Source organism: Sphingomonas sp. BK069, from assembly GCF_014193405.1.
GTDB lineage: Bacteria > Pseudomonadota > Alphaproteobacteria > Sphingomonadales > Sphingomonadaceae > Sphingomonas.
Window position 1 is genome coordinate 135894 of record NZ_JACHZH010000008.1, and the last position, 10207, is coordinate 146100.

General features: G+C 70.0%; 7 protein-coding genes. 5 read left to right on the forward strand and 2 right to left on the reverse strand.

The annotated features are described in order from the left end of the window. Window position 1: 1 nt before the first annotated feature. Together FHY02_RS19145 and FHY02_RS19150 are read left to right on the forward strand one after the other, a co-directional pair. Window positions 2–862 (forward strand): SMP-30/gluconolactonase/LRE family protein, encoded by an 861-nt coding sequence (locus tag FHY02_RS19145; protein WP_260173006.1) that lies wholly within the window; start codon window positions 2–4, stop codon window positions 860–862. Between the two features lie 30 nt (window positions 863–892). After that, the gene (locus FHY02_RS19150; RefSeq protein WP_183925230.1) at window positions 893–2317 is read left to right on the forward strand and encodes a sugar porter family MFS transporter; all 1425 of its coding nucleotides are present in this window, start codon (window positions 893–895) and stop codon (window positions 2315–2317) included. Between the two features lie 281 nt (window positions 2318–2598). Here FHY02_RS19150 and FHY02_RS19155 read toward each other — a convergent pair whose 3' ends face one another. Next, window positions 2599–3693, reverse strand: coding sequence for a LacI family DNA-binding transcriptional regulator (locus FHY02_RS19155; protein ID WP_183925232.1), 1095 nt, complete (start codon window positions 3691–3693; stop codon window positions 2599–2601). Window positions 3694–3748: 55 nt separating this feature from the next. Further along, on the reverse strand, window positions 3749–5842 hold the full coding sequence (locus tag FHY02_RS19160) for an alpha-glucuronidase family glycosyl hydrolase (protein WP_183925268.1): 2094 nt from the start codon (window positions 5840–5842) through the stop codon (window positions 3749–3751). 207 nt (window positions 5843–6049) lie between these two features. On the opposite strand from FHY02_RS19160, the gene manD reads away from it, so the two are divergent. The 3 genes from manD (at window position 6050) to FHY02_RS19175 (ending at window position 10043) form a co-directional block, all read left to right on the forward strand. Continuing rightward, window positions 6050–7261: a D-mannonate dehydratase ManD gene (gene manD, locus FHY02_RS19165; RefSeq protein ID WP_183925234.1), complete on the forward strand. Its 1212-nt coding sequence runs from the start codon at window positions 6050–6052 to the stop codon at window positions 7259–7261. 48 nt (window positions 7262–7309) lie between these two features. Further along, complete coding sequence (locus tag FHY02_RS19170) at window positions 7310–8626, forward strand: MFS transporter (RefSeq protein WP_183925236.1); 1317 nt, start codon at window positions 7310–7312, stop codon at window positions 8624–8626. Between the two features lie 163 nt (window positions 8627–8789). Next, window positions 8790–10043 (forward strand): SGNH/GDSL hydrolase family protein, encoded by a 1254-nt coding sequence (locus tag FHY02_RS19175; RefSeq protein ID WP_260173000.1) that lies wholly within the window; start codon window positions 8790–8792, stop codon window positions 10041–10043. Window positions 10044–10207: the final 164 nt, after the last annotated feature.

Below are 10207 nucleotides of genomic sequence, written 5' to 3' on the forward strand. Positions count from 1 at the left end.
GATGGTGCCGCGGTCGGTCCTGCGGGTCGGCGCGACGCTAGGCGAGGGGCCGGTGTGGGCGCGCGACGCCTTGTGGTTCGTCGACATCAAGCAGCACCAGGTCCACCGCTTCGATCCCGCCACCGGCGCGCACGAGCGCTGGACCGCGCCCGACCAGGTCGGCTGGGTGCTGCCGAGCGCGCACGGCGACCTGATCGCGGGCGTGAAGACGGGGCTGCACCGCTTCGATCCCGCCACCGGCACCTTCACGCCGCTGCACGCGCCCGAGCCGCACCTTCCCGGCAACCGGCTCAACGATGCCGCGATCGATGCGCGCGGGCGGCTGTGGTTCGGATCGATGGACGACGATGAGGTCGCCGCGACGGGTCGGCTCTACCGCCACGCCGGCGAGGACTGCGCCGACAGCGGGCTAGCGCCCGTGGTGATCACCAACGGGCCCGCGATCAGCGCCGACGCGACGGCGCTGTATCACACCGACACGCTGGGGAAGACGATCTGGCGCGTGCCGCTCCGCGACGATGGTACGTCGGGCACGCCCGAGCGCCATGTCACGATCGAGGAGGGTGCCGGCTATCCCGACGGGTCGACGCTCGACGCCGAGGACTGCCTGTGGGTCGGGCTGTTCGCCGGCTGGGGCGTGCGCCGCTACGATCCGGCCGGCAAGCTGATGACGACGGTACGCTTCCCCTGCGCCAACGTGACCAAGATCGCGTTCGGCGGCGAGGGGCTGCGCACCGCTTACGCCACGACGGCGCGCAAGGGGCTCGACGCGGCGGCGCTCGCCGACCAGCCGCTCGCGGGCGACCTGTTCGCGTTCGAGCCCGGGGTCGCCGGCGTCACGACCGTCGAGGCGACACTATAATCTAAAAGACACGAGTGGGAGCGGGTGAGAATGGCAACGGCTTTCAGTGAGGACGACGCAGGTCGCGTCAACATGGGCTTCATCGCCGCCATCGTCGCGGTGGCGACGATCGGCGGCTTCATGTTCGGCTATGACTCGGGCGTGATCAACGGCACGCAGAAGGGGCTGGAGGCCGCCTTCGACCTCGGCAAGCTGGGGATCGGCGTCAACGTCGGCGCGATCCTGATCGGCTCGTCGATCGGCGCGTTCAGCGCGGGCCGTCTGGCTGACCGGATCGGGCGGCGCAGCGTCATGATGCTGTCGGCGGCGCTGTTCCTGTTCAGCGCGCTGCTGGCGGGCGCGGCCTCGACCTCGGCGATCTTCATCTTCGCGCGTATCATCGGCGGCCTGGGCGTCGGCGCGGCGAGCGTGATCTCGCCGGTCTATATCTCCGAGGTGACCCCCGCCGCGGTGCGCGGCCGGCTGTCGAGCGTGCAGCAGGTGATGATCATCACCGGCCTGACCGGCGCGTTCGTCGCGAACTTCGCGCTGGCCCGCTACGCCGGCGGCTCGACCGCCGACTTCTGGCTGGGCTTCTCGGCGTGGCGCTGGATGTTCTGGCTGCAGGCGATCCCCGCCTTGGTCTACCTGCTCGCGCTGCTGATCATCCCGGAGAGCCCGCGCTATCTCGTCGCCAAGGGGCAGGACGATCGCGCGCACGCGGTGCTCACCCGCCTGTTCGGCCGCGCCGAGGCCGACCGGAAGGTCGGCGAGATCCGTGCCAGCCTCGCCGGCGACCATCACCGCCCCAAGCTGTCCGACCTGATCGATCGCGGCTCGGGCAAGATCCGCCCGATCGTCTGGGCGGGTATCGGCCTGGCGGTGTTCCAGCAGCTCGTCGGCATCAACGTCGTCTTCTATTACGGCGCGACCTTGTGGGAGGCGGTCGGCTTCTCCGAGGATTACGCGCTGCAGACCAACATCCTGTCGGGCGTGCTGTCGATCGGCGCGTGCCTGTTCACCATCTTCACCGTCGACAAGATCGGGCGCAAGCCGCTGCTGCTGGTCGGCTCGGCCGGGATGGCGGTGACGCTGGCGGTGGTCGCCTGGGCCTTCTCCACCGCGGTGACGGACGCCGCCGGCGCGGTGAGCCTGCCCGGCAACAATGGCGTGATCGCGCTGGTAGCGGCCAACCTCTACGTGATCTTCTTCAACGCCAGCTGGGGCCCGGTGATGTGGGTGATGCTGGGCGAGATGTTCCCCAACCAGATCCGCGGCTCGGGCCTGGCGGTCTCGGGGTTCGCGCAGTGGATCGCCAACGCCGCGATCTCGGTGAGCTTCCCGGCGCTGGCGGTCTCGCCCGGTCTGGCGGTGACCTATACCGGCTACGCCATCTTCGCGGCGATCTCGTTCTTCTTCGTGCGCGCGATGGTGCACGAGACGCGCGGGCGCGAGCTGGAGGACATGGTGGGGTGAGACACGCGGCCCCGCCCGTTCGCGGGCGGGGCCGGGGGCGAAGTGAGAGCGGCCGGTCGTCTTCAGGGCGGCCGGCTGTTGTTTTATGCCGGCACCGCTTTGGTAGTCGCGCGCTCCCGTTCTCCGTTCGCGCTGAGGAGAGGCTGAGCTTGTCGAAGCCTCGTCTCGAAGCGCTTTCGCGGACGTGCCGCGCAGTTCTTCGAGAGGGCTCTCCGACGAGCTCAGTGCCTCCTCAGCACGAACGGTGTCGCGCGATAGAGGCGCTAAGGGCGTGCGTTGAGCTAAACCGCCCCCGCCTGCACGCGCCGCGGCGCCGCGTTGGGCCGGCGCCGGGGAGCGGCGTCCGACTGGCGACGGACCAGCTGATAGTCCGCCAGCAGGTGCGGGTGGTCGAGCCCGGCGTCGCTGGTCTTGCGCGCGCGGATCTCGCGCGCGAGCAGGTCCACCGCGATCCGCGCCATGGCGCTCACCGGCTGGCGGATCGTCGTCAGCTCGGGCCAGATCGTCGTCGCCAGCGCCGAGTCATCGAAGCCCACGACGGTGAGATCCCCGGGCACGTCGAGCCCGCGGCGGTGCGCGATCGCGACCGTCGCCGCCGCCATGTCGTCGTTGGCCGCGAACACCGCGCTCGGCGCCTCGGCGAGCTCGAGCAGCTGCTCGGCGGCGTCGAGCCCGGAGCGGCAGGTGAACCAGCCCTCAGCGACGAGTTCCTCGTCCGCCGCCAGCGCCATGTCGGCGAGCGCGTCGCGGTAGCCGGCGAGCCGCTCGGCGCTCGCGGTCTGGTTGGCCGCGCCGGTAATGAAGCCGATGCGCCGGTGGCCGAGCGTGCCGAGGTGACGCGTCATCTCATAGGCCGCCTTGCGATCGTCGATGCTCACCGACAGCGCCCAGTCGGGCGCGCGCCCGGTCGAGACCGCCACCACCGGCACGTCGCGCGCGCGCAGCGCCTCCAGCGCGGTGGCGGAGTCACCCAGCGGGGGCGGCAGCAGCACGCCGTCGACGCGCCCGCGCAGCAGGTGCTCGATCGCCGCGAGCTCGGTGCCCTCCTCGCATTTCTCGATCACGATCGTGCAGTTCTGACGGCTGCCCTGGTCGAGGCATCCGACGAGGAACTCGCTGAAATAGAACAGGCTGGTGTTGGTGTGGAGCACGCCGAGGCGGAATTCCTCGCCGCCCGCCAGCGTCCGCGCCGCGGCCGAGGGCGCATAATGGAGCGTCGCGATCGCCTCCTGCACGCGGCGGCGCGTCTCGGCGCGCACGTTGCTCTCGGCGTTGATGACCCGGCTCACGGTCATCGGCGAGACGCCCGCGTGACGCGCGACGTCGCTGATCGTGGGGGCGTTGCGCTGACGTCGCGAGCCGCGGCTTTCCTTCATGAAAATCCTTTCGCGATCGACGTTACGGCGGCGAACGCGATGGCCGCAAGGGGCGTCATTCCGGGTGACCTGGGGCGTAGGGGAATCGCTGCGCCTTGTACCAGGCGAGGTCGTGCTCGGGCGGCGCAGCGCCGGCGGGCAGCGCGCGGCCGTTGACCGAGATCCAATAGGCCAGGCTCGCGTCGCGCCACCAGCGCGCCTCGCGCTCCTGCACGGCGAGATAGGTAGCGGTCTTGCCCCAGCGCTCTGCATCGACGAGCGGGCGAAGCCTGTCCCAGGTGGCGCGCATCGTGCCGACGGTCGCGACGCCGTGATCGTAATGCGCGACGAGCTCCTCCCACAGCGTCTTGCCCGAGGCCATACGCCGGTCCCATCCGACATGGTGGAACCACAGCAGCTCGCGCTCCGGCGTGGTGGCGGGATCGGCGAGCCGCTTCGCCACCGCGGGGGCATATTGCGCCACCGCGTCGCTGCCCGAGCGCGTACGGTCGAAGCCGATCCCCTGCTTGTCGGCGCGATGATAATAGACCGGGTTCCACTCGGGGCGCTTGAGGTCGCTGACCCAGGGGCCGGGGCCGTAATGGTGCCCCGTCGCCATCACGTGCGCGAGCCCGAGCGCGCCGGTATAGTCGACCACCGCCTCGCGCGACCCCATCATCATGCCGACGACGGGCTCGACCACGCGCGGATCGGTCCCGAACGTCTGCCGCGCCCACTCGCGCGCGAGTTCGGCGGCGTCGAGCGTCGGGTCCCAGGCGAGCCGGCCGAAGGCGTACCAGTTGGCCTGGTTGAAGGTCGAGCCCGACCAGTCGCGGTCGCGCCCGATGTTGGCAACGCCGGCCATGCCGCTCAGCGCGTGATGCTCGGCCGCGCCGTCGACCACGTCGGCGACGGTCTCGCTGCCGCGTCCGGTACGCGCGTCCAGCGTCTCGGTGAAGAGCGGGCCGAGATAGGCGAGGTGGGTGGCGAAGCCGAGGTATTCCTTGGTGATCTGGAACTCGATCAGCAGCGGCGTCCGCGGCATCGCGCCGAACAGGGGGTGGAAGGGCTCGCGCGGCTGGAAGTCGATCGCGCCGTTCTTCACCTGCACCAGCACGTTGTCGGCGAACTTGCCGTCGAGCGGCTTGAACTCGCTGTAGGCCTGTTTGGCGCGGTCCTCGGGATCGGTGTCGGCGTAGACGAAGGCGCGCCACATAACGATGCCGCCGTGCGGGCGCACCGCCGCGGCGAGCATGTTGGCGCCGTCGGCGTGGCTCGCACCATAGTCGCGCGGGCCGGGCTGGCCCTCGCTGTTGGCCTTGACGAGGAAGCCGCCGAAATCGGGGATGGCGCGATAGATCTCGTCCGCCTTGGCCTTCCACCACGCGGCCACGGCGGGATCGCGCGGGTCGGCGGTCTTCAGCCCGCCCAGCTCGATCGGCGCGGAGAAGCGGGCGGACAGATAGACCTTGATCCCCCAAGGGCGGAACACGTCGGCGAGCGCGGCCGCCTTGGCGATGTAGCGCGGCGTCAGGCTGTCGGCCTTGGCGTTGACGTTGTTGAGGACGGTGCCGTTGATCCCGATCGAGGCGTTGGCGCGCGCGTAATCGGTGTAGCGCGGGTCCTTGAAGTCGGGCAGCGTCCACCAGTCCCACAGCGACTGGCCGGCGTAGCCGCGCTCCACGCTGCCATCGAGATTGTCCCAATGGTTGAGCACGCGCAGCCTGACCTGGGGCGCGGAGGCGAGCGCCACCGTCGCGACGCTCCCTCCGGTGGCGAGATGGCGCAGCAGCGCGAAGCTGCCGTAGAGCAGCCCGCGCTCGCCGTTGCCGGTGATCAGCAGCGTGTCGCGTTTGCCGAGCCGCACGCGCCGGACGAGATAGCCCTCGTCGCCCAGCGCCGCGGTCGGCAGCCGCAGCGCCAGTACTTGTGGGTCGCTCGCGAGCGCGAGCGTCACCTCTCCGACCCCGGCGGGCAGCGAGCGCGACAGCTCGTCGGCGGCGAGGCGCAGCGTGGCGCCGTCGCCGCGCAGCGTCACGCGCGCGCTCGGTGCGGCGGGCGCGTCGGCGCGCAGCCACAGGCGGTAGCCGTCGTCCGCCCGCGCCGGCGCGGTGCCGGCGAGCAGCAGCGCCAGGGCGGTCGCTCGTAACATGTTCCTGCGCACCGCCATCTGCCTCTCCACTGCCGCGGCATTGACCAGCCGGGATCCGTCCTTCATGTTATCGCTACCAGCTAACTTGGCAAGCCGTCGCGATCAGACGATGGCGGGAAACGGACGGAGAGGAATGCGCGTGATCGACGTCGATATCCTATATCGAGGGACCAGCGTGACGCGTCACGTCCCGCTTCCTGCCGCGATCGCCTGAGAGGGAGCGCCATGCCCATCATCACCGACGCACGCGTCATCATCACCTCGCCCGGACGCAATTTCGTCACGCTCAAGCTCCACTGCGACGATGGCACCACTGGCGTCGGCGACGCCACGCTCAACGGCCGCGAGCTGGCGGTGGCGAGCTACCTCGCGGACCATGTCGTCCCCTGTCTGATCGGCCGCGACGCGCACCGGATCGAGGACATCTGGCAGTATCTCTACAAGGGCGCCTATTGGCGTCGCGGTCCGGTGACGATGAGCGCGATCGCCGCAGTCGACGTCGCTCTGTGGGACATCAAAGGCAAGCTCGCCGGCCTGCCGCTCTATCAGCTGCTCGGCGGCGCCAGCCGCGAGGCCTGCCTGGTCTATTGCCACGCGAATGGCACGACGATCGAGGACACGATCGCGACCGCGCTGGCGCATCGTGACGAGGGCTATCGCGCGATCCGGCTGCAGTGCGGCGTCCCCGGCCTCGCCTCGACCTACGGCGTCGCCAAGCCGGGGCAGCGCTACGAGCCCGCCGACGCCGCGCTGCCGAGCGAGGCGATGTGGTCGACCGAGAAGTATCTCCGCGTCGTGCCCGAGCTGTTCGCCGCGGCGCGCGAGGCGCTCGGCCCCGATATCCACCTGCTCCACGACGTCCACCACCGGCTCACTCCGATCGAGGCGGGGCGGCTGGGGCGCGACCTCGAACCCTATCGCCCCTTCTGGATCGAGGACCCGACCCCGGCCGAGCAGCAGGAAGGCTTCCGCCTGATCCGCCAGCACACCACCACGCCGATCGCGGTGGGCGAGGTGTTCAACTCGATCTGGGACTGCAAGACGCTGATTGAGCAGCAATTGATCGATTATGTGCGGGCCACGATCGTCCATGCCGGCGGCATCACGCACCTGCGTCGCATCGCCGCGCTGGCCGACCTTTATCAGGTCCGCACCGGATGCCATGGCGCGACCGACCTGTCGCCGGTGACGATGGCCGCGGCGCTGCATTTCGGCCTCTCGGTCCCGAACTTCGGCGTGCAGGAGCATATGCCGCACACCGCCGAGACCGACGGGGTCTTCCCGCACGCCTATCGCTTCGAGGACGGCCGCATGCACCCGGGCGACGCGCCGGGGCTGGGGGTCGACATCGACGAGGAACTGGCGGCGGGCTACGACTACAAGCGCGCCTATCTGCCGGTGAACCGGCTCGAGGACGGCACTTTGTGGAGCTGGTGAGAGGCGCGCGACGATGCGCCGGCGCCGCGATGGGAGGAACGGCCTGAGATGAGCGACTTCACCGAGGCCGCCAAGGAGGCGCCCGAGACCGCGGCGCATGCCGTGGCAGCGCCGCGCGGGCGCGTGCGCTGGCTGATCTGCGCGCTGCTGTTCGCCGCGGTGGTACTGTCGTACATCGATCGGCTGGTGCTGGGCGTGCTCAAGCCGCAGCTGACCGCGCTCTACGGCTGGACCAACACCGGCTACGGCGACGTCACCGGCTATTTCCAGGTCTTCTACGGCATCGGCTTCCTGCTGTTCGGCTGGCTGATCGACCGGCTCGGCCCCAAGCTGGGTTATCTGCTCGCGATGGGCAGCTGGACGGTCGGCCATTTCGCGCAGACGCTCGTCACCTCCACCACCGGCTTCGTCGTCGCGCGTATCCCGCTCGCCTTCGGCGAGGCGGGAACCTACCCCTCGGCGCTCGCCGCGGCGTCGCAGTGGTTCCCGAAGAAGGAGCGAGCGCTCGCGATCGGCATCTTCAATGCCGGGGCGAACGTGGGCGCGATCGTGACGCCGCTCCTGGTCGGCTTCCTGATAGCCGGGCTCGCACTCGATTGGCGCTGGGCGTTCCTCGTCACTGGCCTGTTCAACCTCGTCTGGCTGTTCGCCTGGTGGCGCTTCTACCACAAACCCGGCGAGCATCCGCGGCTCTCCGCCGAGGAACGCGGCTGGATCGAGGCCGAGCCCGCGGTGGACAGCGGCCGCGCCGGCTTCCTCACTGTCCTGAGGCGCCGCGAGGCCTGGGCCTATATGGCGGGCCGCTTCCTGATCGATCCCGTCTGGTGGACCTTCCTGTTCTGGCTGCCCGACTTCTTCAACAAGCAATACGGCTATGATCTGAAGAGCTTCGGTCCGCCGCTGGTGGCAATTTACATCCTCGCCGACTTCGGGGCCATCGCGGGCGGCTGGTATTCGTCGCATCTGCTGCGCCGCGGGGTGGACACCGGGCGCGCGCGCAAGCATGCGATGTTCGCCTGCGCGCTGTTCGCACTGCCCGTGATGTTCGCCGCAGACGCGAGCAGCATCTGGTGGGCGGTGCTCGCGATCGGGCTAGCCTGCGCGGCGCACCAGGGCTTCTCGACCAATCTGTTCGCGCTGCCGGGCGACCTGTTCCCGCGCTACGCCCAGGGCACGCTGATCGGCCTCGGCGGCTTTGCCGGCGCGGTCGGCGGCTTCATCGCATCCAAGTCGCTCGGCGTGCTGCTCGACACGGTGGGCAGCTACGGTCCGTTCTTCGTCGCGTGCGGTGTGGCCTATCTGGTGGCTCTGCTTGTCTTCCACTGGCTCAACCCGCATTACCGTGCGGTGGACCTGACGGGGTGAGGAGGGCGGCTGATCCGCACGGCACCGACTCCGAACAGGAAGTCGACAAACGGCAATCACTTGACGGTCGCCCTCGCGCAGCATAGCGTGATAGCGCTAACACTGCCGTGATCTCGAGTGCGTCGTTTGCGCTTTAATTGATAATCCGGAGAGGGGATGGGCATTGCCGGTCGCTGATCGTCGCTATTCGTGCCTGCCGCGGCGTGCCGCCGCGCTCGCGCTGACCGCCGCGGTGCTGGCGGCCGCTCCCGCCGTCGCGGCGCCACGCGCGTGCACGTGGCAGGCGGCCTGGTCGTCGTCGCAGCTGTCGCCCGCGGCGGACGCCCAGCTCGAACCGGGCGCGCTGCGCGATGCCACGCTGCGACAGATCGTCCGCCCCAGCCTCGCCGCGCAGCGCGTCCGCGTCCGCTTCTCCAATGCCTTCGGCCGTGCGCCGCTGACGATCGACGCGGCGACGGTGGCGCTCGCCGCGGCCCCCGTGGGAGGCGCGCTGCGACCGACGAGCGTGCGCCCGCTTCGCTTCGCCGGTCACGCCGCGGTGACGATCCCCGCCGGTGCGGATTGGGTCAGCGACGCGGTCGATCTGTCGCTGCGCGCGTTCGACGACCTCGCCGTCTCGCTCCACCTGCCGGTGGAGCCCGACGGCCAGACCGCGCATCCCGGCAGCCGTGCGACCTCCTATCTCGCGCGCGGCGACCGGACCGGGGCGGTCGAGCTGCCCGGCGCGCGCGCGATCGACCGCTGGTACCTGCTCGCCGGCATCGAGGTGGAGCGCTGTGCCGCGCCGGGCGGCGTGGTCGCCTTCGGTGACTCGATCACGGACGGCTATGGCGTCAAACCGAACAGCTATACGCGCTGGACCGACGTGCTCGCGCGTAGGCTCGGCGGACGGATCGCGGTGCTCAATGCCGGGATCGGTGGCAATCGCGTGCTGCTGGATGGGCTCGGCCCGAGCGCGCTGGCGCGGCTCGATCGCGACGTGTTCGGGCAGGCGGGGGTGCGCCATCTGATCCTGTTCGAGGGCGTCAACGACATCGGCGTGCTCACCCGCGACGCCCCGGCCAGTCCCGACCAGCACCGGGCGCTGGTCGAGCGCATCACCGGCGCCTTCGCGCAGATCGTCGCGCGGGCGCACGCGCACGGCATCATGGTGCATGCCGCCACGATCCTGCCGTTCGCCGGCAGTGCCTACTACCATCCCGGCGCTGAGTCGGAGGCGGACCGCCGGGCGATCAACGCGTGGCTGCGCGCGCCCGGCCACGTCGACAGCGTGATCGACCTCGACCAGCTGCTGCGCGACCCCGCTCGCCCGACTTATCTCGCGTCACGCTACGACAGCGGCGACGGGCTCCACCCCAATGCGGCAGGTTACAGGCTGATCGGTGAGTCGATCCCGCTGGCGCCGCTACGGCGTTGACGACTCGGCAAGTGATGATATTTGTCTTACTTAATGAATGACCCGGAGCGAGCGATGACTGAGAGCACTACACCGCCGGCGCTGCGCAGCCGGGCGTGGTTCGACAATCCCGCGAACATCGACATGACCGCGCTGTACCTGGAGCGCTACCTCAACTTCGGTCT

Bases quoted from the DNA above. Each gene is read 5' to 3' on its own strand.
- FHY02_RS19145 (WP_260173006.1), top strand. From the start codon at position 2: ATGGTGCCGCGGTCGGTCCTGCGGGTCGGCGCGACGCTAGGCGAGGGG.
- FHY02_RS19150 (WP_183925230.1), top strand. From the start codon at position 893: ATGGCAACGGCTTTCAGTGAGGACGACGCAGGTCGCGTCAACATGGGC.
- FHY02_RS19155 (WP_183925232.1), bottom strand. From the start codon at position 3,693: ATGAAGGAAAGCCGCGGCTCGCGACGTCAGCGCAACGCCCCCACGATC.
- FHY02_RS19160 (WP_183925268.1), bottom strand. From the start codon at position 5,842: ATGGCGGTGCGCAGGAACATGTTACGAGCGACCGCCCTGGCGCTGCTG.
- manD (WP_183925234.1), top strand. From the start codon at position 6,050: ATGCCCATCATCACCGACGCACGCGTCATCATCACCTCGCCCGGACGC.
- FHY02_RS19170 (WP_183925236.1), top strand. From the start codon at position 7,310: ATGAGCGACTTCACCGAGGCCGCCAAGGAGGCGCCCGAGACCGCGGCG.